This is a genomic window from Pseudomonas sp. v388, assembly GCF_003935425.1.
Lineage (GTDB): Bacteria > Pseudomonadota > Gammaproteobacteria > Pseudomonadales > Pseudomonadaceae > Aquipseudomonas.
In genome coordinates, this window is the sequence record NZ_RHQN01000002.1 from 546,006 (window position 1) to 570,078 (window position 24,073).

16 protein-coding genes and 1 riboswitch are annotated in these 24,073 nt (G+C 62.3%); of the genes, 9 read left to right on the forward strand and 7 right to left on the reverse strand.

Going from position 1 to position 24,073, the window contains the following annotated elements; translation table 11 throughout:
* Nucleotides 1-16: 16 nt before the first annotated feature.
* Nucleotides 17-6,115 carry a membrane-targeted effector domain-containing toxin gene (locus EGJ27_RS06615; RefSeq protein WP_125829932.1) on the reverse strand — a complete coding sequence of 2,033 codons (6,099 nt, stop codon included), beginning with the start codon at nt 6,113-6,115 and terminating at the stop codon, nt 17-19.
* A gap of 302 nt (nt 6,116-6,417) precedes the next feature.
* Here EGJ27_RS06615 and EGJ27_RS06620 point away from each other — a divergent pair, with 302 nt between their 5' ends.
* From EGJ27_RS06620 to EGJ27_RS06640, 5 genes are read left to right on the forward strand one after another with little or no spacing between them, the layout of a single operon-like run.
* Complete coding sequence (locus EGJ27_RS06620) at nt 6,418-8,175, forward strand: carbamoyltransferase (protein ID WP_125829933.1); 1,758 nt, start codon at nt 6,418-6,420, stop codon at nt 8,173-8,175.
* Complete coding sequence (locus tag EGJ27_RS06625) at nt 8,159-9,289, forward strand: glycosyltransferase (protein WP_125829934.1); 1,131 nt, start codon at nt 8,159-8,161, stop codon at nt 9,287-9,289. Before EGJ27_RS06620 ends, EGJ27_RS06625 begins: the two co-directional genes overlap by 17 nt.
* A gap of 16 nt (nt 9,290-9,305) precedes the next feature.
* A complete protein-coding gene (locus EGJ27_RS06630; protein ID WP_125829935.1) occupies nt 9,306-10,262 on the forward strand; it encodes a glycosyltransferase in 957 nt (318 codons plus the stop codon).
* 31 nt (nt 10,263-10,293) lie between these two features.
* On the forward strand, nt 10,294-11,067 hold the full coding sequence (locus tag EGJ27_RS06635) for a glycosyltransferase family 2 protein (RefSeq protein WP_125829936.1): 774 nt from the start codon (nt 10,294-10,296) through the stop codon (nt 11,065-11,067).
* Nucleotides 11,057-12,217: an O-antigen ligase family protein gene (locus tag EGJ27_RS06640; protein ID WP_125829937.1), complete on the forward strand. Its 1,161-nt coding sequence runs from the start codon at nt 11,057-11,059 to the stop codon at nt 12,215-12,217. Before EGJ27_RS06635 ends, EGJ27_RS06640 begins: the two co-directional genes overlap by 11 nt.
* Before the next feature lie 138 nt (nt 12,218-12,355).
* Here the strand turns inward: EGJ27_RS06640 and EGJ27_RS06645 are convergent, their stop codons facing one another.
* Entirely contained in the window at nt 12,356-12,994 is a 639-nt protein-coding gene (locus tag EGJ27_RS06645; RefSeq protein ID WP_125829938.1) for a toluene tolerance protein, read from the reverse strand.
* Between the two features lie 116 nt (nt 12,995-13,110).
* Here EGJ27_RS06645 and msbA point away from each other — a divergent pair, with 116 nt between their 5' ends.
* Together msbA and hldE are read left to right on the forward strand one after the other, a co-directional pair.
* Entirely contained in the window at nt 13,111-14,913 is a 1,803-nt protein-coding gene (gene msbA / locus EGJ27_RS06650) for a lipid A export permease/ATP-binding protein MsbA (RefSeq protein ID WP_125829939.1), read from the forward strand.
* 173 nt (nt 14,914-15,086) lie between these two features.
* Complete coding sequence (gene hldE, locus EGJ27_RS06655) at nt 15,087-16,508, forward strand: bifunctional D-glycero-beta-D-manno-heptose-7-phosphate kinase/D-glycero-beta-D-manno-heptose 1-phosphate adenylyltransferase HldE (RefSeq protein ID WP_125829940.1); 1,422 nt, start codon at nt 15,087-15,089, stop codon at nt 16,506-16,508.
* Nucleotides 16,509-16,518: 10 nt separating this feature from the next.
* Here the strand turns inward: hldE and EGJ27_RS06660 are convergent, their stop codons facing one another.
* From EGJ27_RS06660 to EGJ27_RS06675, 4 genes are read right to left on the reverse strand one after another with little or no spacing between them, the layout of a single operon-like run.
* Entirely contained in the window at nt 16,519-17,481 is a 963-nt protein-coding gene (locus EGJ27_RS06660) for a metal ABC transporter ATPase (RefSeq protein ID WP_125829941.1), read from the reverse strand.
* A 36-nt stretch (nt 17,482-17,517) separates the two neighbouring features.
* Nucleotides 17,518-18,333, reverse strand: a complete 816-nt coding sequence (locus EGJ27_RS06665; protein WP_125829942.1) for an aldo/keto reductase — start codon at nt 18,331-18,333, stop codon at nt 17,518-17,520.
* Nucleotides 18,330-19,505, reverse strand: coding sequence for an FAD-binding oxidoreductase (locus EGJ27_RS06670; RefSeq protein ID WP_125829943.1), 1,176 nt, complete (start codon nt 19,503-19,505; stop codon nt 18,330-18,332). The genes EGJ27_RS06665 and EGJ27_RS06670 overlap by 4 nt, the downstream gene beginning before the upstream one ends.
* A gap of 48 nt (nt 19,506-19,553) precedes the next feature.
* Nucleotides 19,554-19,886: an SMR family transporter gene (locus EGJ27_RS06675; RefSeq protein WP_125829944.1), complete on the reverse strand. Its 333-nt coding sequence runs from the start codon at nt 19,884-19,886 to the stop codon at nt 19,554-19,556.
* A gap of 87 nt (nt 19,887-19,973) precedes the next feature.
* Here EGJ27_RS06675 and EGJ27_RS06680 point away from each other — a divergent pair, with 87 nt between their 5' ends.
* On the forward strand, nt 19,974-20,861 hold the full coding sequence (locus EGJ27_RS06680; protein ID WP_125829945.1) for a LysR family transcriptional regulator: 888 nt from the start codon (nt 19,974-19,976) through the stop codon (nt 20,859-20,861).
* A 56-nt stretch (nt 20,862-20,917) separates the two neighbouring features.
* On the forward strand, nt 20,918-22,195 hold the full coding sequence (gene waaA, locus EGJ27_RS06685) for a lipid IV(A) 3-deoxy-D-manno-octulosonic acid transferase (protein WP_125829946.1): 1,278 nt from the start codon (nt 20,918-20,920) through the stop codon (nt 22,193-22,195).
* Between the two features lie 94 nt (nt 22,196-22,289).
* On the opposite strand, the gene EGJ27_RS06690 is transcribed toward waaA, so the two are convergent.
* Complete coding sequence (locus EGJ27_RS06690) at nt 22,290-23,726, reverse strand: TolC family outer membrane protein (protein ID WP_125829947.1); 1,437 nt, start codon at nt 23,724-23,726, stop codon at nt 22,290-22,292.
* 158 nt (nt 23,727-23,884) lie between these two features.
* Nucleotides 23,885-23,989: riboswitch (TPP riboswitch) on the forward strand.
* Nucleotides 23,990-24,073: the final 84 nt, after the last annotated feature.

Below are 24,073 nucleotides of genomic sequence, written 5' to 3' on the forward strand. Positions count from 1 at the left end.
CACTCGCCCTGGCGGGTCAACCGACGCGGGTCAGGTTGATGCTCTTGAGTGCACTGATCAGCGCGTCCATATCGTCGTAAGGCGTCAGGTGAACGGGTGCCCAGCTTGGGCGATCCACGTACAGCTTGCCTTGTTCGTTGACGAGCACCGGCGTGCGATTGATCTGAAAGGCGCGGGATCGATGCACGACAACGTGGACGTCGCCTTCTCCCTGTTCGATCAGGAACATCCCCGGCCTGGCCAGTTTTTCATCAAGCGGGATCGGCTTGGGCGGGCGGACCGTGATCACTCGGTTGCTCACTTCCAGTTCCACGCGATAGTCGCTTTTGACTTCGGCGGTTTCCCGCGTGATGCCGGTCGGCAGGAATTCACCCGGGTCACGCACCACACCTCTGGATTTGCCCGGCAATACGTCGATCACCCGCACGCTGATACCGCCCTGCAATTCGGCAATGCCCGGAACCAGGGAAGCGAAGGTGCTGGAATGGCTGTTGCCGACCAGCGCGATCCATTTGTGGGCGCCCATGACTTGCTGATGCTTGCCGATCGTGCGCGACGCAAAGTAATTCATCATTTGCTGGCGCGACGTATCGACCTTGTTCAGCAGGCCCTTGAGGTAGTAGCTGGCCGTGCAGTCCAGGGCGCGGATCTCCAGGCCATGCTGTTGGGTCTTGATCAGTAACTGCTCAAAGGTGTAGACCTTGTCCGGATCGGTAAAGTGGCCGCGATCCAGCTTCTTCAAGTCGTGCAGCAGGCCCTTGCTCATCTGGCCGGTCTCGAAAAAGCGGTCCAGGTCGGCCTGATGCAGGTCGGTCAACAGATGCTCCATGTACAGCGTGCGAACGTTCTGCCGCTTGAGCAGCGGCAGGTTGTCCATGATCAGCTTCTTGCTGGCGATCGACGAATGGGTTTCGCCGATGACCACGCCGTCCGTGTGCTGGTACAGCGTGGTCAGGAAATCCGGCAGGCTGGTTTGCGGCTGCACGACCGGCAGTGTCGGCCGGGGCGGCAGTTGCGCAGGGGGTAGCCCGGGTCGTGGCGGCAGCGCGGTGGGGACAATGACGCTCGCGTCCGATTGCAGCTTCCGGCGCCGGGTAAAGAATTCGCTGCGCACTTTGCCCATGGCAGGGTCGAGTATGAAGTACTCCTGATCCAGCCCTTTGCTCTGGAAATTGGCCAGCGTGTGCATCAGGGGTCTGTCACTGATCGGGGTGTCGTAGGCCGAGTCCGCCAGCGATTGCTGGAGCGCGGTTGCAGGATGATTGGCGGTCCAGTCCTGCGGTTCGATGCGCTGCCAGCCGCCGATATCATCCCAGCGAAAGCCATATTCCCCGGCCCAGCGTTCACCGGCAAGAACGGCCTCGTTGTCTGCCAAGGCTTTGAACAGCGCGTCGTCCACCTGGGAACTGGGCAGCAGGGACGATGCCGGAGGCAGAATCAACGGATTGGAAAAGCTGATCAGGTAATCGCTGTGCACACCCGTTTCAGCAATGCCGGCGGGGCCTGACGTGATTCGGGTCGCTCGTCCTCCCGCTATATCCTGAATATGAGCGCAGGTGACGCCCTGCAGCTCGGCAATGCCGGGTAGCTCACCGTGAGTCGTGGCCAGGCGGTGATCGAGCAAGGCAATCCAGCGCCGTGAAGGGTTGGCTGCAACGTCGCTGCTGATCAAGGTGTGGCCAAAGAACTTGCTCATTTTTTCGCCCGCAGCGCTGTCGCCTGCCGCAATGGCTACCGGATGGCCGAGCAGCGGATAACTGACCGATGAGCTGAACGGCCGGATTTCGATACCGTGCCGATGGGCAGTCTTGACCAGATGGTAGTAGTCGTACTCGGTGGTCAGGTTATCCAGCGCGCCGTTATTGATTTCCCGGAAGTGATATTTGATTTCATGGGAGCCGGCCCGGCTCTTGTTGCCCATCGCACGGTATTGGGCGAGTTTGGGCAGGTGCCGGTCGGTGAACAGGTGCTCGATATAGATGACTTCGACACGCTGTTCGGCCAGTAACGGCATGTTCATGATCAGCAGTCGCTTGCTGGCCACGGATTTCGGAACCTCGCTCAGGACCAGACCGTCGCTGTGGGTAAAGATATTCTGGAACCAGGTTTCCAGCTTCACAGGCGGCGTCAGCGTCGGCAGGCGCGGTCTGGAAACCGCCGCAGGCTGACTGAAAAACGCGTCGGCGTCCCGGTACAACGTCTCGCGAAGCGCGGTGTGGGTCTCGCGCATGCCTCCGAAGTACGTCTCGAAATAACTTTCCAGGCCGTATCCGCTGGGGTCGTATGGTTCCCTGTTCAGAATGATGTGCAGATACTTTTGCATGGTCGGCGGCAATTCATAGCGGCCGGTAGGGTGGCTGGCGACAAGCTCGGCTTCGTCTTCCTTCAGCGGCCTGTACCTGCCGGCTTCATCCATTCCGCCACGCAGTCCGGGACGCTCCACGAGTTGCCACTGGCCATGCTCGTCAAGGCGAACCGGCTGCCTGCCGAAGAAGGCAAACGGATTGGCGGGATCGACGATTTGCCAGCAACGCAGCTGCGCATCGTAATGGACCTGATACGTCCGGCCGGACAACTCGATGTACGACTGGCCGTTGACCATGCGTACACCTTGGGCATGGCCGCTGTTGATTGGCGGCACATCGCGCAGGGACAACTGGACGCTCAGCTCGCTGCGCAGTCCGGATTGCGCCCCCGAACCCAGACTGGGCGAACGCCCCAACGGCTGCCAACCGCCGTCGCGTTGATAGAGCGCGAACTGGCCGGTTGCATTCACGTCCTGCGATGAACCTTCGATACGGCGGAACACCGGCGCATGACCGTGAGCGTCGGGTTTGCTGACCAGGAAGGCTTCGTCCTGGAGCTGCACCGGGAACAGATCTTCGTAGCGCGGCAAGGACGTGGAACGCTGGAGCGGCGTCGACGCAGGCGGCGTACCGGGCTGGCCATCGGCCGCGATACGCCGCAATGTGCCGCCCAGACCTTTGATGCCCGAATGAATGTCCCCCGCAGCGCCAAGGCTGTTGAGCAAGGAGGTCAGGATATAGGCGCCGGCCGCTTCGGTTTCCCCTTCGCGCAGCGCCTGCAATGCGCGCACGCTGTCGTGCAGGGACAACAAGGCGCCCACGGCAAAGCTTGCGGTGGGAAACGGCAGGGTCACCACTGCTGCGATCAGCTCGACCGTGGTCCAGACCAGTCGGGTGAGCATTTCCTTGCGGCTGGTGGTGGTCTCGTCCGCATCGCGGAGCCGGCGCAGCAGAGGCCGGTTGTAACAGGTGTCGGCAAAATCGGAGATGGACTCCTTGGGCAGAAACGGTGCTTTGCTGGCATTACCGCGCTGCATGTCGGCCAGGAACAGTGCCAGGGTCTTGCGCGATTTGATCCGGCAGCGTTGGGTGTAGTAGTCGATCATGCCCGGCGTCTGCAGCGAGTCAACGAAGCGGGCGAACAGGCGAAACTCGATGCCATCGGGCGCCTGCGGGGTGTACAGCAGCGCCGCCTGCCTGATTCGGGTGGGCAGAACCGCGATGCAACCTTGTACGGTTTCGACGTGGGTCAGCCGCGTGTCCGGGATCACCAGTTGATCGATGCCGCTCAGTTCGGTGCCGATGAACGGCTTGTCCACATGGATCTGCAACGGGTAGAGCGGAAAGCGCTCACGCACTCCGTTGTCGTTGCGGTGCGCATGATCGATGGACTCGTGAAGCCAGCCATATTGCACGGCAGTGATATGCCCTTTGAGCAGGCTGCGCAGCGCGGCGGCCTGCATCTGCAATTGAGTGATCAACACGCTGGTCTGGCGGCGGTACGCGTAACCCTCGGCACTACTGTCGAGCAGGGTGCTTTTCACCAGCGCGATGTAATCGTCGGCCAGCCACTGGCCGCGTACCGAGCCTGAAACACGTTCGGGTGTCAGCAGGGTCAGGTCCACGCCGGCCGGGCCGCTGAATTTGGCGTGGGTGTCGGCGCCGGTACGGCTCAAGCCCAGGCTGTCGTCGTAGCCATGCAGCAGCATGTCGGTGTAGTTAAGCGTTTCGCGCTCGCTATAGATCGTGATGGTGTCAGGGTCCACCGAGCCAGGGGGCACGTTCAATAGCTGGGCGATCTTCTGGCTGGCGCGCTGATGCACATACTTCTCGAACGTCTGCGCCCGGGTATGCGGTTTTTCCTCATAGTTGCGCATGGCACCTGCGGCCGCGTCCTCCAGGGCCACCAACTGTTGGCGCTGTTCACGGCTGGCCTGCAGATACCAGTCGGGCGTGTGCCGGGCCTGCTCGGAAAGCGCGACGGCGACGTGCTCTTCGACCAGATACTGCAAACCCGCGTCATAGCTGGAGAGATCGCTGAGGCGAACGAAGTCTGCATTCGGATACGGCTTGAGTTTCAGGGCCACCAGCAACTGATTCAGCAGCGGCCGGCTGGCAACGTCGACTTGGCCGAGCAGGTAGGCGCGCATTGCGTCGGAAGCAAACCAGCCGATCAGCTCGTGCTGCAATTGGGTCGGGTTGTCGAACGCCTTGAAACGCTGCGGGGACGGCGCGTCCATGGCGACCAGCACCAGTCGTTGCAGCGCACCTTGCGTCGAGCGCTTGGCAAATACCAGCAGCTTGCCCAGGGCGTGGCGGTTGTGCAGCGTGATCTGCTGGATGACGGGGGCGGCATCGGGTGCTGTCAGCGGCGAGTTGGCGGCTTCGATGAGCGCAAAGTCATCAGGCTGGATGTGGCCCTGCATCTTTGCCGCATAAGCTTGCGCGGTGATCCGGGCGCGGGTCAGCACCCGCATGAGCTGCTGATGGTCAGGGTTCTGATACGCCGTTCGCTGGTAATCGCCAAACCTTGCGCGCAAGTCCAGCTCATCGACCAGCTGCGCGAGGTAGGCCGGGGTGAGGGTTGCCTGGACCGGCTCGAACGCCTGGTCGTCGAGGCTTATCGTGGTGTGGCTGAGAAAATCCGATCCGGGAATCAGGTCGTCCGGGTGCAGGCCGTACAGGGCCAGCTCGACCAGCGAGCGGGTCGTGGTGTAGGCCTCGCCGGTCACCGGCAAGGTTCGGCGCGTACCGACGGTGATCGCCTGCGGGTCCAGCGCGTGACCCAGGTCATCGGCCAGTCGCGTGCGCAGGTGTGCTTCGGCGAAGCGCTCCGGCGAAGCGGCCGGGCCAAGCACGCTGAGCACCGCGGCACGCGTCGCGTCGTAATGCTGCAATCGCTGCACATAGGCGGTCAGGTCGTCCGGGCTGGCAAACTTCACCCAGTCCGGCAGGCTCTGGCGCTCGCGTCGCTCGGCAAACGTCTGTTCGCGCAGATCCAGCATGGCACCCGGCCCCCACAGGCCACGCATTGCGATGGCCTGGCGAATCAGGCGTTCGCGCTCTCGCGGCTCACCGGCTGATGCGCTGCAGGCGTGCCGCACGTCCGCGCGCTGTTTTCTCAACAGACTCTCCACGGCGTGGGCGAAAGGGTCGCCGGATACGGACGGCAGCACTACGTCTGCCGCCGTGAAAGGCTCCAGATACAGGTCCGGCTCGCTGTCGATCTGCCGCAGTCGATCCTGATGGGGCTGCTCAAGGGTGTTAAACAAGACGCGCCTGAGGGGTGAATTCAGCCCCTGGGCCAGGGATTCGCGCATTTGTTTCAGCGTGTTGAAACCGCTCACGCCCACGCCGGGAAGCATCAGCAGGGTCTGGTCCTGGTCCCGGACCAGCACCAGAGCGCCGGTCAGCTCGACCTGCTCGTCGTCATTGAGCAGCAGATGGACGGCCAGAGCCGTCGACGTGGCTGCTTCGTTCGAGTCGGGCAGGCAGGCGGCATGAGCCGGTTGCAGGTCGCGCTCGTGAATCATGACCGTGACCTCATCGGCCAGCGCCTGTTTCATGGCGGTGCGAAAGGTCTCGCGGCGTGCAGGAGTCCAGTAGGCGTCGAGCCGCTGCAGCAGGCTGGCGATTTCCAGCTCTCGCTCGGCGGCGGTTGCGGCATCGAGCATGGTCTGGGCTGGCACAGGCAATGCGGCCAGTTCGAGACTCAGGCTCGCGCGGGTGGCGTCGAGTCGCTGTAGTGCAGCGGCGGCGCCAGGGTAGGTTTCGGTGGGTGCGGGTGGCACCGGGGTCAGTGTTTGCATCCGTCTTGCTTTCCGATAGGCGCTCGTGGAGCGCTGGCATTTGAACGAGGGCCGTTGGCCCAAGGGTGACAGCGGCCAATCAATCAGAAGTGCGGTGCGCGGGCGGCATAGATAGTTATTGAATGCGGGCAGGGGAAACTTCAGGGCACAGTCCGCTCGCCGATGACATTTCAGGCCCCGAGCCAAATCGCCGGTCATTACGCTATAATCCCGCGCTTTAGCTGTCCCCGGCCGACCTTGCAGGGGCACATATTTTCTCGGGCGCCTTGCGCTCGCATGCAGACTAAAGAGGCTGAACCCCAGTGGCATTGACGATCCTTGGCCTGTCCGGCGCCCTTAGCCATGATCCCTCGGCCGCGCTCTATATCGACGGCAAGCTGGTAGCAGCGGCCGAAGAGGAGCGCTTCGTTCGCGATAAACACGCAAAGAACCGCATGCCCTACGAGTCTGCGAAGTTCTGTCTCGAACAGGCGGGCATCAAACCCTCCGACGTCGATGTGGTAGCCATTCCCTTCGCGCCCATCAGCCTGTTCGGCAAGGCGCGCTGGCACTACGCCAAGCGCTACTGGTACGCCCCGGATCGTGCGCTCGACGCGCTGCTGATGGGCAACCGCCGCTACAAGCGCTATCGCAACAAGATCGTCTGGTGCCTCGAGCAACTGGGCTTCGATCCGAAGAAGATCAAGATCGAGCCGGTCGAACACCACCTGGCCCACGCCTCCAGCGCCTACCACTGCTCCGGTTTCCAGGAAAAGACCGCGATCATGGGTATCGACGGCAAGGGTGAGTACGCCACGACCTTCTTCGGCTATGGCGAAAACGGCAAGATCCACAAGATCAAGGAATTCTTCGATCCGGACTCGCTGGGCGGCCTGTATGGCGCGATCACCGAATTCCTGGGCTTCGAAATGCTCGACGGCGAATTCAAGGTCATGGGCATGGCGCCGTATGGCGACGCCAGCAAATATGACTTCTCGCGCCTGGCAACCTTCGAGAACGGCGAACTGGTGATCAACACCGAGCTGGCCAACGTGATCGGCCTGCGTCGCTATAAAGAAAACGGCAAGGGCTTCTACTTCTCGCCGAAACTGATCGAGTGGCTCGGCCCGAAACGCGTGGGCGACGTGGCTGACGAGCCTTACATCCATTACGCCGCCAGCATGCAGGCACTGTTCGAGAAGCTGGCGTTGCAGATGATGGATCACTACCTGGGTGACATCCTCAAGGAAACCGGCAAGATCGCCTTTGCCGGCGGCTGTGCGCTGAACGTCAAGCTCAACCAGCGCATCATCGCCCGCCCGGAAGTCAAGGAACTGTTCGTGCAACCGGCCTCCGGCGATGCCGGTACGGCGGTGGGCGCGGCCGCTTACGTGTCCCATGCCCGCGGCGTGCCGGTGGAAAAGATGGAACACGTCTACCTCGGCCCGGCCTACAGCAACGAAGACGTCATCGCCGCCTGCGCTCGCCACCCGAGCAAGCCGGTCTGGCGCCAGATCGAAAACACTCCAGAGCGCATCGCCAGAATCATGGTCGAGGGCAACCCGGTGGCCTGGTTCCAGGGCCGCATGGAGTTCGGCCCGCGTGCGCTGGGCGGTCGTTCGATCATCGGTTGCCCAAGCGTGGCCGGCGTGGCCGATCGCATCAACCACCAGATCAAGTTCCGCGAGCGCTGGAGGCCTTTCTGCCCGTCGATGCTCGATACCGTCGCCTCGCAGATGATCAAGATCGATCACCCGGCGCCGTTCATGACCTTCACCTTCGAAGTCGCCGAAGAGTGGAAGACCCGCGTGCCGGAAGTCGTCCACGAAGACGGCACGTCCCGTGCCCAGGTGCTCAAGCGCGAGTACAACCCGCGCTACTACGACATGATGAAGGCGCTGGAAAACCTGACCGGCAACGGCGTGTCGCTCAACACCTCGCTCAACCGTCGCGGTGAACCCATGATCTGCTCGCCGACCGACGCGCTGAACATGTTCTTCGGCTCCGACCTGCAATACCTGATCATGGAAGACATTCTGGTGGTCAAGGACGGCGTGGAGACCTATGACACGCTCGACTGAACGTCATGTGCTGCAGTTCTGTCACGGTTATGACGGGCCGTTCCTGGACTGCGCACGACAATACGCCAGCCTGTTCGCGGGAAAGGGCTACCGGGTCACCACGGTATTTCTGACCGGTGCCGCCGATCCGGACGTGGTCGCCGACTGCGGCTCGGATGAGGTGTTGTTCCTGGGTTACAGCTCCAGCGCCATCCGCGGCCTCAAGCTGGGCGCGATTCGCGACCTGCGCAGGATCGCCGCGACGCGCCCGTTCGCCTTCTGTATCGCGCACCGGTTCAAACCGGTGTACATCGCGATGCTGGCGACCAGCCTGCCGATCATCGGCGTTCATCATCACATTGGCGACTATCAGCGACGCACTCGCAAGCTTTTTGCCCATCTGTTCAAGAAGCGCCTGAGTCTGCTCGGCGTGTCCGACGCGGTGCGCGACAACCTGCGCGAACACCTGCCCAAGTGGCCGGCGGAACGTATCCAGACCCTCTACAACCGGGTCGATATCGAGCAGCTGCAAGGCAGCCAGTTCAGCGCCGAGGATGCTCGGGCCGAACTGGGTCTGTCGGCTGATGCCTGGATTGTCGGCAATGTCGGGCGTCTGCATCCGGACAAGGACCAGGCGACACTGCTGCGCGGTTTTGCCGCTGCGTTGCCGCAGTTACCGGCAAACAGCCAGCTGGTGATCCTCGGGGAAGGGCGCCTGGAACGGTCACTCAAGGATCTGGCACTGGAACTGGGCATCGGTGGCAACGTGCTGTTCATGGGGCAAGTGCCGGAAGCGCGGCGTTACTTCAAGGCTTTCGATGTGTTCGCCCTGAGTTCCGATCACGAGCCGTTCGGCATGGTCCTGCTCGAAGCCATGGTCGCCGGTGTTCCGTTGGTCGCCACGTCCTGCGGCGGCGCCAAGGAAGTGGTCGAAGGCGTCGGCCTGCTGTTTCCGCTGGGCGATGCCCAAAGCCTGGCGCAAGGTCTGGTCCATTTGGCCGGTCTTGACCCTGCACAGCGACAGGCGTGTGCAGACCGCATGCTGTCGCGCCTGCGCGAGCGCTTCTCCGACCACGCAGTGCGAGACGTCTTCTGGCGTCTGCCGCTGGTGACCGACCTGATTCAGCAGGCGTAGCGCTGCAAGGAAAACAATGAAAGTCTTACTGCTCGTCCAGAAAGAACAGCGCGTCATCCTTGACCGCCTCTATGAAGGCATTGCCGCGCATTGTGATTGTGAAGTGCGTTGGCTCGATTCCAGCGAGCAACGCAACCTGCGCGCCTATTTCACCCGTGAAGTCGATGTCACGCGCTATGACCGCATCGTCTTTTTCCTGCGCTTCAAGCATGAAATCCGCCAGGTCGGTTTCATCCGCACGATCCCCAACCTGGTGATCCTCGAGCACGACGCCTACCAGAACTACGTTCCCGGCAAATACAGCGGCAAGTTCAGTGCGCACTATCGCCAGATGCCGTGGGTGCGGGTGATCAGCTCCGGCTTCGTGGTCAGCGAGCGGCTGCGCGAAGAAGGCTTCGATGCGGTATTCGTGCCCAAAGGCTATGACCAGACCCTGCTCAAGGGGCAAGGCCGGCAGCGCGATATCGAACTGGCCTTCGTCGGCAGCACCAAAAGCGGTGCGTACAGCGGCCGCAAGGCGTTGCTGGATGAGCTGGGGCGTGTCGAGCCGCTGGTCGTCACCCGCACCAATTCCGGTGCCGAATACTGCGACACTCTGAACCGTATTCGTTTTTTCGTCGGCGCCGACGTCGGCATGGGCGAATACATGATCAAGAACTTCGAAGCCATGGCCTGTGGTTGCGTACTCCTGGCCTACGACCAGGGTGCGCAAGAAAATCGTGCGCTGGGCTTCGTCGACATGCATAACATCGTGCTTTACAAAGACATTCCCCAGCTTCGCGAAAAGCTGGCTCTGCTGCGGGAGAATCCTGCGCTGACAGAAGACATCTCTCGCAACGGGCAGGCGCTGGTCGAGGAGCGTTTTACCTTCCACGCCCTCGGGAAAGCCATTGTCGATGCAATGCATGCGCCGCTGCGCGCCATGCCTGCAGCAAACTGGATACACCGTTTGCGCTCGCGCTGGTTCGGTTAATGCTTGTCGAATACTCAATGGTTGGGAATAAATGATGGTTTTCAGCGAAAACAGCGACATTACGCTGGTGGTGACCAGCTGTGGTCGATTTGACCTGTTGAAACGTACCCTGGAATCGTTCGACCGTTTCAACACTTCGCCGATACGCCATGTGTTGATCACCGAGGACTCCGGTGACGCCAAGGTCCGCAACTGCATACCCGAGCACTGGCGCCCTCATACCCGTTTCATCATCAATAATCCCAAGCTGGGCCAGATGCGCTCGGTCGACGCGGCTTACTCGCTGATCGAGACGTCCTGGGTGTTCCATTGTGAAGATGACTGGGAGTTCTACCGCCCGCACTTCATCGAAGATTCGATGACCCTGCTGGAAAACGATCCGCAGGCCTTGCAGGTCTGGTTGCGCAGCTTCAATCATGACCTGCTTGTCCACAGCCCCTACGTATTCCTGCATGAGCGTGAAGTGGTCCAGGGTATCCCGTTCTACCAATTGGGCTCGCACAAGCCCGAGTGGCAGGGTTTCTCTTTCAATCCAGGGTTGCGGCGCCTGGCTGACTACAAGCGCCACGCTCCCTATGCCGGGCATGGCGGCGAGAAGAAACTTTCACAATTGTTTGCGTCAGAGAACCGTTACGCTTTGATCCTTGAAAACGACGCCGTCTTGCACACCGGTTTCGGTGAGCACGTGGTCGTGCCGCAGGAACGGCTGGACAAGCAGCGTCGCAAACGTCGGGATCGCATCAAGCTGATCGCCGTTCTGCTCACCGGACTCGCCACAGGTTGGTTGCTCAATAATGTCATTTGACCGAACCGGTTTTGCCGGCAGTAAGGTATCGATCTACTTCAGTGCGGCATTGATCGTCTTTCTCCTGAGTTACATCCTGAACCCGTCGGCCAAGGTCACCAACAACCTGTTCTATGCGCTGATCGCACTGCCCGGCTTGTTCTTCATGCTCAAGCATCGCGGTGCGGGCGTGCTCGGTCAGCCCCTGGGGGTGGCGTGGGCCGTGTTCATGGCCTGGTTCCTGGCCCCGGCGTTGGTGGCGGGGGAATTCCAGTTCTACAAGCACATTCTTTACGTGAGCCTGTTCGTCTGTGTCGTGGGCGGGCTGGTGAGCAACGAGTTCTTCCGTAGCTCGCCGTTCATCCGCGGCCAGTTCTGGACAGTCTGTCTCTATATTCTTGCCGTCAGCGTCTACGGTTGGTCGACCGGACAGTTCGCGCTCGGCGAGCGCGTGAATCTTCTGCCGGCGCGCATGGAGAACGTGATCTACGCCAGCGGCTGGCTGGTCTGCTGCCTGGCGCTGGCCTTGCCGGTCTGGGTCAGGGAGCGCCGCTGGGTCGAAGCCGGCTGCGCGGTGTTCGTGACCCTGCTGGTGGCGGCCTTCATCGTTCAGACCCGTACCGCGCTGGTTGGCGCGGCATTCCTGTTCGGGGTCTGCGCGCTTTACTCGCTCTACCGCTCCCCCAAGCGTAGCGTCCCGGTTCTGCTGGCACTGGCGGCGGTCGCCGCGCTGGGCTTCTGGGTGGTCAAGGATGAGCAATGGATTCAGTTGTTGCTGGTGCGAGGCGATTCCTACCGGATCGAGCTGTTCCAGATCATGACCGGCGAATGGCGCAATTGCGGCTGGCTGCTGGGTTGCGGTGTGGAATTCCATACCGACCAGACCCTGACCGGCGGCATGCCGATCCAGCATCCGCACAGCATTTTCGTGTCCATGGGGCTCTACACCGGTGCCGTTTCGCTGGTGCTGTTTCTGGTGGTGATGGCCGCGACGCTCTGGAACGCCGTGCGTCTGCGCGAAGGCTGGGGTCTGTATCTGGCCTGTGCGTTGGTGATGCTCAACTTTGACGGTGCCAAGCTGATCGGCAATCCGGATGAGCTGTGGGTGCTGGTGCTGCTGCCGGCGGCCATGGTGCTGGGGCGCGTGGTGCAGAGTCGACGTCGGCTGTAACCCGGTAAACCTGCGCAGGCGCCAGCTTGCTGGCGAAGCGGGCGGTACATGACCTGCGGATGTGGCGCCTGACAGAATGCCTTCGCCAGCCAGCTCGCCGCTACCGGGTCGGGCGCTGTTGCCCCACGGGCAGCCCGTCTAGTCCAGCGACCGCGCCACTTCCGCAGCACTGCAAAGACTCTGGCCACTGAGGTAGCCGTTGAGGAACGCGCGATTTCCATTGCCCAGCAACCACTGCCGATCCTGCGGATAGCGCATCATGTGCTTGAAGTTGCGCAGGCGCAGGTGCTTGCGCAGTGGGCGGCGATAGGTCTTCATGTCCGCGATGTCGATCAGGCCGAGCTGGCCTTCAGGGGTCAGGACCACGTTGCCCAGATGCGCCGATCTGAAATACACGCCCTTTTCATGCAGGCTGGCAATGAAACGCCCCAACTGCAGCCGCAGCTCGTCATCGCTGGTCGCCTCGTTCAGTACCTGGCGCAGGGTACGTCCGGCCAGCGGGTCATAGTGCACGGCGTCGCGGGCGATGTCTGAGATCCGATAGACCTTGCGCACATGCGGGCACGGGACGGCCCGATTGGCCAGGGTCGTGCAGTTGTCGGCAAAGCGCCGGGCATAGGGATACCAGGCAGCCGAACTGACCACGCGCTTGCGGCGGAACAGCTTCAGCATCGAACCGTCGGCCAGGCGTAATACTTTGTCGCCCGAGCCGTCGGCTTCAAGGACTTCTGCTCCCTGGACCATATTCAGGTAATGGGCGTGGTCAAGCGCTTGCATCGATACTCCGGTTGTCTATGCCCCTGGGGCAGGACGGGCGCGTATGTTACCGCAGCAAACAGTGACGAAACCCGCTTGTGATACAATTCGGCCTCTTTTTGACACGACGGATTCTCATGAAACCCTCCGAATCGTCCGCCACATCCAGCGTGAAAATCTATTTCCGCTTGTTGTCATATGTGCGTCCGTACGCAGGCATCTTTCTGCTCAGCATCATCGGCTTCGTGATCTTCGCGTCTACCCAGCCCATGCTGGCGGGTATCCTCAAGTATTTCGTCGACGGCCTGACCAACCCCGATGCCGTCCTGTTTCCCAATGTGCCGTACCTGCAAGACCTGAAACTGCTGCAGGCCGTGCCGCTGCTGATCGTACTGATCGCGGCCTGGCAGGGCTTCGGCTCGTTTCTCGGTAACTACTTCCTGGCCAAGGTTTCGCTGGGCCTGGTCCACGATCTGCGGGTCGAGCTGTTCAACAAGCTGCTGGTCCTGCCCAACCGCTATTTCGACACCCACAACTCGGGCCACCTGATTTCCCGCATCACCTTCAACGTCACCATGGTGACGGGCGCTGCGACCGATGCCATCAAGGTGGTCATCCGTGAGGGCCTGACGGTGGTGTTCCTGTTCGTCTACCTGATGTGGATGAACTGGAAGCTGACGCTGGTGATGCTCGCCATTCTGCCGTTGATCGCTGTCATGGTCGGCACCGCCAGCAAGAAATTCCGCAAACAGAGCAAGAAGATCCAGGTGGCCATGGGCGACGTTACCCACGTGGCCTCCGAAACCATCCAGGGCTATCGCGTGGTGCGCAGCTTCGGCGGCGAGCGGTACGAGCAGGACCGTTTCGCCCGCGCCAGCAACGGCAATACCGAAAAACAGCTGCGAATGACCCGTACCGGGGCGATCTACACGCCGATGCTGCAACTGGTCATCTATACCGCGATGGCCGTGCTGATGTTTCTGGTGCTGCTGTTGCGAGGCGAGGCCTCGGCGGGTGATCTGGTGGCCTACATTACGGCAGCGGGCTTGCTGCCCAAGCCGATCCGCCAGCTGTCCGAAGTCAGCTCCACGATCCAGAAAGGTGTCGCCGGTGCCGAGAGCATTTTCGAGCAGTTGGACGTCGAGCCGGAAGTGGACACCGGCAGCATCGAGCTGGACCGGGTTACCGGCAGGCTGGAAGTGCGTAATCTGAGTTTCACGTATCCACAGACCGAACGGCAGGTGCTGGACGACATCAGCTTCACCGCCGATCCCGGCCAGATGATCGCGCTGGTTGGCCGCTCGGGGAGCGGCAAGTCGACCCTGGCCAATCTCATTCCGCGCTTCTACGGCCATGAAACCGGCAATATCCTGCTCGATGGCGTGGATATCAACGACTATCGACTGCGTAACCTGCGCCGCCACATTTCCCAGGTCACCCAGAACGTGACCCTGTTCAACGACAGCGTGGCCAACAATATTGCCTATGGCGATCTGGCCGGCGCGCCGCGTGCCGATATCGAGGCTGCCGCCGCCGACGCCTACGCTAAGGAGTTCATCGACCAGCTTCCTCAGGGTTTCGACACTCAGGTCGGGGAAAACGGCGTGCTGCTGTCCGGCGGACAGCGCCAGCGTCTGGCGATTGCCCGCGCCTTGCTGAAAAACTCGCCGCTGCTGATTCTCGACGAAGCCACTTCGGCGCTCGATACCGAGTCCGAACGCCACATCCAGGCGGCACTGGATCAGGTCATGAAAGGCCGCACCACGCTGGTGATCGCTCACCGCCTGTCGACCATCGAAAAAGCCGACATGATTCTGGTCATGGATGGCGGTCGCATCGTCGAGCGTGGCACTCATGGCGAACTGCTGGCGCAGAACGGCTACTATTCCCGCCTGCATGCCATGGGCCTGGACGAGCCGGCGCCGGTCGGCGCGGTCTGAGCCTGGCGCGGCGCTTGTGCTCCCGTGAAGCGCCGCCGGCCGGGCGTGCAGGATTCGTCCTGGCGCCTACGCTTTATGCCAGCCCGGAGACTTTCTGAAGCAGCCAAGGATCAGTCTGTTCCAAACCCTGTGCTAAGATTCCGCCCCTGTTCATTCTTAGTACGGGTTGTTCGATGAAGTTGTCCATGCCGCGTTTCGATCAAGCGCCTGTCCTGGTGGTGGGCGATGTCATGCTCGACCGATACTGGCATGGTGGTACCTCGCGAATTTCCCCCGAGGCACCGGTGCCGGTGGTCAAGGTCGACCAGATCGAGGATCGTCCCGGTGGTGCCGCCAACGTCGCCTTGAACATCGCCGCCCTTGGCGCGCCCGCTTCGCTGGTCGGTGTCACCGGCGAAGACGAGGCTGCCGACAGCCTGACCAACAGCCTCAAGGCCGCCGGTGTCGTGGCGCGTTTCCAGCGGATCGCCAGCCAGCCGACCATCGTCAAGCTGCGGGTCATGAGCCGTCACCAGCAATTGCTGCGTATCGATTTCGAGGAGCCGTTCGCCACCGATGCAGTGGCCCTGAGCGCGGAAGTCGATACCCTGCTCGACGGCGTCAAAGTGCTGGTCCTGTCCGATTACGGCAAGGGCGCGCTGAAAAACCATCAGTTGCTGATCCAGGCCGCGCGCACCCGCGGTATCCCGGTGCTCGCCGATCCCAAGGGCAAGGATTTCGCGATCTACCGCGGCGCCACCATCATTACCCCGAATCTCAGCGAATTCGAAGCCATCGTCGGTCATTGTGTCGATGAGACTGAGCTGGTCGCCAAGGGCGCACAGCTGATGGAAGAACTGGAACTGGGCGCTTTGCTGGTCACTCGCGGCGAACACGGCATGACCCTGTTGCGCCCGGATCAGAACGCTTTGCATCTGCCGGCGCGTGCCCGTGAAGTGTTCGATGTCACCGGCGCCGGCGACACAGTGATTTCCACTCTGGCCGCGGCCCTCGCAGCGGGTGAAGACCTGCCGCAGGCCGTGGGTCTGGCGAACCTGGCGGCGGGTATCGTGGTCGGCAAGCTGGGTACCGCTGCGATCAGCGCGCCGGAGCTGCGCCGTGCCATCCAGCGCTCCGAAGGTTCGGAGCGCGGCGTTCTCGGCCTGGAACAGCTTCAGCTGGCGGTTGAGGATGCCCGTGCGCACAAAGAGAAGATCGTCTTCACCAATGGCTGCTTCGATATTCTGCATGCAGGCCATGTGACCTACCTGGAGCAGGCCCGCGCCCAGGGCGATCGACTGATCGTCGCGGTCAACGACGATGCTTCGGTGAGCCGCCTCAAGGGGCCTGGTCGCCCGATCAACAGCGTCGACCGGCGCATGGCCGTTCTGGCCGGCCTCGGTGCGGTGGACTGGGTCATCAGCTTTTCCGAAGGTACGCCGGAAAACCTTCTGCGCCACGTCAAGCCGGACGTGCTGGTCAAGGGCGGCGACTACGGAATCGATCAGGTGGTCGGCGCCGACATCGTGCAAGCCTACGGCGGCGAAGTGAAAGTGCTGGGTCTGGTGGAGAACAGCTCGACCACGGCCATCGTCGAGAAAATCCGCAAACAGTGACCCGCCCGGGTCACTTGCTCAAACTGCTGCGCGCCAGCTCCAGAAGCGCCCTGGCCTTGCCGGTCAGGCGCTTGAGGCCGCTCTTGTTCGGCGCGGGCGTCATGCCCTGCTGGCGCAGCCAGTCCTTCCAGCGAATGCGCTCGTCACGTACCACCCAGCCTTCCTGAATCGCGAAGCTTTCCGCCAGATACAAGCCGCGGGTGCTGGCCGGGGTCAGCTTGTCGCGCTTGAGGGTGTACAGCTCGGGCAACGGCGCGCCGTTTTCCAGCGGCATCAGGTACAGGTCCGGTTTGCTGCGGTTCAGCCGCGCTACCAGCTGATCGTTTTCCAGCGCTTCGTCCACATGGAACAGGCTGACAGGTCGGGCATCCCTGGGGATTTCCAGGCGCATGTCATAGATCAGTTGCAACGACGCGGTCGGCAGATGCACGTAAGCGCGTGGACGCTCGATCAGGTTCAGGTTGCCGCACTTGATCGGCCGGGCTGCACCGGACAACGGCGTCAGGCTGAACGGCATCGCCTCGCGGTAATGCAGGGCCGCGGAGTAGGGCGCCGGTAGCCAGGTGTCCTTGAAGCGCCCGCTCAGCCAGCCTTGCGGCGTTTCGATCAGGCATTCCTCGGCCACTTCCTGAATGGCAGTGTGCAGCGGCAGCGTCAGTTCGTGGGCCGGGACGTAGCCGGAAATCAGCTTGAGCACCACATCGCCACGGTCCTGGCGACGCTGACGCACCAACACCCAGTAATCACGGTTCTGCCAGCTGATGGTCAGGCGAATGGACACACCCAGGTTGGCCAGCTCTGTCGCGAAGCGTTCGGTGTCGGGTACTTCGATCTTGCGCCGCCGCTGCAAGGTCTGGGCGAAGTTCATCGGCATGCCGATGCTCTGGTAGCTCAGGCTTTCGGAGGTGGCTTCGACGAACAGCGGCAGGGTCTTGAAATTGCTGGGGTTCTTCCGGATCAGGGTTCGCGGCATTTCGGCTCCTTCTTGCGTTGGGGTCGGCCGCCTACATCAGGCTTGACGGCGAATCACGGCGGCGGCGCACGCGACGTTGTGCGCCAGATGCATCGGATTGATGGTCCCGACAATAGCACCGGCCACGCCCGGATGTTCGAAAAGCAGCTGGAAGCTGGCCTGCACTGGATCGACGCCAGGGTTCAGACAGACGTGACCGCTGGCCAGCGCCTTCTTGACCAGAATCCCCTTGTCATGGGTTGCCGCGAAATCGATGACCGGCTTTTCGCCCTGCTCATTCAGATTGTAGGTAACCATCGCGCAATCGCCGTCGCGCAACGCCAGCAGGCCACCTTCGACCGTCTTGCCGGAAAAGCCGAAACCGCGAATCTTGCCTTCACGCTTTAGCTCGGCAAGGGTGGGATACACCTCGCTGTCGTTGAGAATCGCCAGATCGTTGCCGTCGGAGTGAACCAGCACCAGGTCCAGAAAATCGGTTTCAAGACGCTTCAGGCTGCGCTCCACCGACAGACGCGTGTGCGCGGCGCTGAAGTCGTGCCGCGACTGACCGTTCTCGAACTCTTCACCCACTTTGCTGACGATCACCCAGTCCTGACGCTGGCCCCTCAGCAGCGGGCCGAGGCGCTCTTCGCTGGTGCCGTAGGCCGGCGCGGTGTCGATCAGGTTGATGCCCATGTCGCGGGCCATCTTCAGCAGCATGCGCGCCTGCTCATCGTCGGGGATCGTGAAGCCATTGGGGTACTTCACGCCTTGGTCGCGCCCCAGCTTGACGGTGCCCAGGCCCAGCGGCGAAATGCTCAGGCCGGTATTGCCCAGCGGGCGATGCAGCTCGTGGAGGGTCTTGAGGCTCATGGCAGCAATTGGTCCCAGACAGGTATCGCCAATGGCGGACGCGGCACGTCGGTCAGCGCCGGTTGCGGTGTCGGATGAATGCCGTCTTTCGACAGCGCCGCCAGCACGCGATCGGCGAAGTCCGGCGCCAGGGCCAGCTTGGTCGGCCAGCCGACCATCAGCCGGTCCTGAACGTCGACAAACGCGTTGTCCGGACGAACCAGGCCCGATTGTGCAGGCTCGGCGCGAACTACCCGCAGCGTTGCCCACTTTGCCTGGCTGAGGTCGACCCACGGCAGCAGGGACTCAAGCTCCTTGCGTGCGGCGGCGATCTGCGCCGCCGGCTCGCGGGCCACGCCGTCCGCTTCGGCCAGATCGCCGCCCAGATACCAGACGCACTGGCCGTCGGCGGCCGGGTGAGTGGTGACCGTAATGCGCGGCTTGGGTCCGCCGCCCAGGCAGTGCGCGAACAGTGGTTTGAGGGTCGGGCCTTTGACCAGCACCATGTGCAACGGACGACGCTGCATCTGCGGTTGCGAGACGCCCAGCGCCTCCAGCAGATCGGCCGTTCCGCCACCGGCGCTCATCACAATGCGCTGGGCGCGGATTTCGCGACCGTCGACGCGCAGGCCCACCAGTTCGCCGGCTTCCCGCACCGGCTCGATACGTTGGCCAGCCAGCAGGCTGTCACCGGCCAGGTCGGCGAGGCGCTGGATCAGGCTCGGCACATCGACGACCAGCTCGGCCAGGCGATACACCCTGCCCTTGAAACGCGGGTTTTGCAGCGCCGGGGGCAACGCGTCGCCCTTGACCTGATCGACGCGCCCGCGCACCGCCTTGCTGGCAAAGAAACTGGTCAGGTTGCCAGCGAGGGTGCCGGGCGACCAGAGATAATGCGCTTCGGACAGGATGCGCACGCCCGTCAGGTTCAGCTCGCCGGTGCCGGCCAGCGCCTCACGCCAGCGGCGCGGCATGTCGGCGATGGCTTCCGATGCGCCGGACAACGCGCCGTGCAGTGCATACTTGGCACCGCCATGGATGATGCCTTGGGATTTCAGGCTCTGTCCGCCACCCAGGCCTGCGCTTTCAACCAGCACTGTGGAAAACCCCTGACGACGCAGCCGGGCGTTGAGCCAGAGACCGGCAACACCCGCTCCGACAATCAGGACGTCAGTGGAAATAACAGCTGGCATGGGCACCTCGGTGGATAAAGAGTCCGGCCATTATAGGGGAACGTGATTTCAATGCCCGGCCGTTTTCGAGAACATCTGGATCACGACCACGCCCAGCACGATCAGGCCCAGCCCCAGCATCGCGGGCAGGTCCAGCTTCTGCCCGTAGATAAAGAACGCCGCGACGCTGACCAGCACGATACCCATCCCGGACCAGACCGCATAAGTGATTCCCACCGGAATGGTGCGCACGACCAGGATCAGCATCCAGAACGCAATCGCATAGCCCACGATCACGAGGGCCAGCGGCAGCGGCGTGCTGAATCCCTTCACCGCCTTCATCGAGGTGGTGGCAATGACTTCGGCGGTGATGGCTACAGCCAGCAGATAATAAGCGTTCATGAGCAGTTCCTCTGGTGAGGCGGGCATTCTAGAGAATGTCGGGATGGGGTAAAGTCATTACCTATCCTTTTTGCAGATAGGTAAGCCATGGAGCGTTGGAGTCTGGAGCAGTTGCGCCTGTTCCTCCGGGTTGCGGAACTGCGGTCGTTTTCCGCCGTGGCGCGTGAGCAGCACAAGGCCCAGTCCGCCGTCAGCAACGCGATTGCTCTGCTGGAGGCGGACCTGGGTGTCACGCTCTTCGAGCGCAGCAGCGGTCGCCAGCCGCGCCTCACCGAGAGCGGAGCCGCGTTGCTCGAAGATGCCCGCGAGCTGTTACGCCAATGCGAGCGCCTGGACGGTCGGGCTCTGGCCCTGATGCGCGGGCAGGAACCCTTGTTACGCGTGGCGCAGGACGAGGCCATGCCGTATCAGCCGGTCATCGACAGTCTGGATGAACTGGCCAGCCGCTTTCCCTATCTGCAAGTCCAGCTGGCCAGCGCCGCCCAGGGCGATGTGGCGCGCAGGCTGGAGGAACGCAAGGCAGACCTGGGACTGTTCTTTCACCATGAGCGGATTCCCGAGTCGCTGGAGCGCAGTGCGCTGGGCAGCGTGGAAATGGTCACCGTCTGTGCCGTCGGCCATCCGCTGGCGGGCGTGGGCCGGGTAACCCGGCAACAGCTGGCACGCCACCGGCAATTGCTGATCACCCCGCAACAAAGCGATTATCCCGGCGGCGAAGCGATCAGCCCGCAGGTATGGCGTGCGGACAGTTTCTACGCAGGAGCCGAGCTGCTGATGCGCGGCCTGGGCTGGGCATGGCTGCCGCGGCACGTAGTGCAGTACCCGACCTATCAGACGCAGATGATCGAACTGGCCTGCGACTGGCGGCCACCGGCACTGGTGGTGGAAATGGCCTGGCGCCGTGATGAACCTCTAGGCCCGGCCGCGCAATGGCTGGCCGAACGTTTCGCCGTTCATTTGCAGGCCATTGGTTAGCTCAGCGCGGTGGTGTGCATAACTTTTTGGTACGGTTCCTTGTAGACTTCGCGCCCATGAATAGAACTCTCTACACCTTGCTGTTTCACCTGGGTTTGCCACTGGTTGCCCTGCGTCTCTGGTTACGTGCGCGCAAGGCTCCGGCGTACCGTCAGCGGATCGGTGAGCGTTTCGCCATGGGCCTGCCGAGCATGCGCCGCGACGGGATCTGGGTGCATGCGGTGTCGGTGGGTGAAAGTATCGCCGCCGCGCCGATGATCCGGGCATTGCTCAAGCAGTATCCCGATGCGCCGATCACGGTCACCTGCATGACGCCGACGGGTTCAGAGCGAATCAACGCGATGTTCGCCGATGAACCGCGCATCCAGCATTGCTACCTGCCCTACGACTTGCCGTGGGCCGCAGGCCGTTTTCTCGACCATGTGCGGCCTCGCCTCGGAATCATCATGGAGACCGAGTTGTGGCCCAACCATATTCACCAGTGCGCCAGGCGCGGCATTCCGGTGCTGCTCGCCAACGCCCGGCTTTCAGAGCGTTCGGCGCGGGGTTACGGGCGTTTCACCAGGCTGACCCGTCCGATGCTGGCTGAAATGAGCGGCTTTGCGGTGCAGACCGAAGCCGAAGCCCAGCGCTTTCGCGACCTGGGTGCACGACCCGAGTGCGTGACGGTGACCGGTTCGATCAAGTTCGACTTGAGCATTGACCCTCGACTGCTGGACGACGCGGCGCGGTTGCGCGAGCGGTGGCAGGCCACGGAGCGACCCGTGTGGATCGCGGCCAGCACGCATGCGGGTGAGGACGAGAGTGTGCTGGCCGCGCATCGGCAATTGATGGTCAGTCACCCGGATGCCTTGCTGATTCTGGTGCCGCGCCATCCCGAGCGGTTCAACAGCGTCCACGAGCTGTGTCAGCAGCAGGGATTCGCAACCGTCCGGCGCTCGACCGGGCAGACGGTTACCGCCACGGATTCGGTGATGCTGGGCGACACGATGGGGGAATTGCTGTTTCTATATGCGCTGGCCGACGTGGCCCTTGTCGGCGGCAGCCTGGTGCCCAACGGCGGCCACAACCTGCTGGAGCCTGCGGCGCTGGCCAAGCCGGTGTTGAGCGGTCCGCACCTGTTCAACTTCCTGGAAATCGCCGCCATGCTGCGCAACGCCGGCGCGCTGGAGACAGTGAGCGATGCCACGGAACTGGCCACAGCCGTGCAACGCCTGTTCGACCAGCCACAGCATGCCAAAGCCATGGCCGAGTCCGGATTGAGCGTGATGAAAGCCAATCAGGGGGCCTTGCAGCGGTTGCTGGATCTGATTGCCGGCCTGAGCAGGCTGTAGGCGCGCCTGTCTGCCAATAGGGTGGTACATGCCCAGCCGATGTGGCGCCTGACACGATGCCTTGGCGAGCAAGCTCGCTCCTACAGGTGTTGGCTCAGCGCGCGGGCCTTTCGAAATTCTTCCGGGCTTGCGCCGCCAGATCCGGCGGCAGGAAGTCCTTGTCGGGGTTGTAATCCGATTTCAGATAGCGCGCCAGATCCTGCAAATCACCCGGATTCAGCGTGCCGGCCGCTTGCTTCAGGCGCAGGTTGTCGATGATGTAGTCATAGCGGGTGTTGTTGTAATCGCGCACCGACGCATACAGCTGACGCTGCGCATCCAGCACGTCGACGATATTGCGCGTGCCCACCTGGTAACCGATTTCCGTGGCTTCCAGCGCGCTCTGGTTGGAAATGATCGACTGCTTGCGCGCCTGCACCTGCTCCACATCGGTATTGACCGCGCGATGCAGGTTGCGGGTGTCTTCCACCACTTGCCGGCGCAGACTCTCGCGGCGCTGTTCACTCTGATTCAAACGAGCATAAGCCTCACGCACCTGGGAACTGGTGAGGCCGCCGCTATAGAGCGGAATGTTCAGCTGCACGCCGATCGTGCGTTGCTCCACATCGCCGCTGTAGTTCTGCCCGGTGTAGTTGGGGTTGCTGAAATCCATCGCGTCGTTGTCACCGCGCTGGTAGGTGGCGACGGCATCCACGGTCGGAGCATGCCCGGCCTTGCGCTGGCGCACGGTTTCCTGGGCAGCATCGACAGCGTAATTGCTCGCCAGCAGGTTCAGGTTCTGCCGGGCGGCGGTGTCGACCCACGCCTTGGCGTCATTAGGCGTCGGCGCCAGTACCGGCAAGGTGTGGACGATGCCTTCAATCGAGTTGTACTCGCGGTTAGTCAGTGTCACCAACGCCTGAAAGGCGTCATCGACCTGGCGCTGAGCGATGATCCGGTTGGCCCGCGAGGTGTCGTGACTGGCCTGGGCCTGCAGCACGTCGGTCTTGTCGGACAGACCGACATTGAAGCGTTCGTTGGCCTGATCCAGTTGGCGTCTGAAGGCGGCTTCCTCAGCCTTGGTCGACGCCAGGTTGTCCTGGGCGCGCAGCACCGCAAAGTAGCTTTGCGCCGATTGCAGGATCAGGTTCTGCTCGGTGGCGGACAGCTCCAGCGCGGCCTGCTCGTTCACGGCCTCGGCGGCTTGCAACTGAAACCAGCGGTCGGCGCGGAAGATCGGCTGGCTCAAGGTCGCCTGATACACCGTGCCGCTGCGGCTGATGGTAGCGCGCGGCTGATCGATGCTGACGCGGGTGTTGTTGGTCTGCGCGCCCGCCGACAGATTGGGCAGCAGCCCGGAGCGGGCCTGCGGCACGCCTTCCTTGCGGGCCTGGTAATCGGCGCGCGCTGCGGCCAGGTCGGCGTTGTTGTCCACGGCCTGTTGATAGACGCTCACCAGGCCGGTCTGGGTCGGGGGTGGAAGATCCGCTGCCAGGGCCAGTTCACCGCCTGCGAGCGAGACGGCAATGACCAACGAAAGTTTGCGCAGCATGAGGCATTCCCTGTTCATGAAATTGATCGCGGGTCGGTGTAAAACCGGTTAGCGAGTGTAGAGCCAGACGCCGGGTGCGACAAAGCGCCATTTCGGCCATCTATCCAGACCTGTGCAATTGCGCTGGCGTTCCGTGCGCCGCCCATCATAGACTGGCGACGTTCTTGTCGGGGTGCCTTGCTATGAGGCTGAGATCGGTTAAACCGGATCCCGTTGAACCTGATCAGGTTAGCGCCTGCGTAGGGAACAAGATTTCTCGTCTCCCGGCGAGTCCTCTTGAGTATCGTCCGGGGTCGATTGTTCAAAAAATGAACAGCTTCACGCCTTCGATATTCAGCACTGGCACC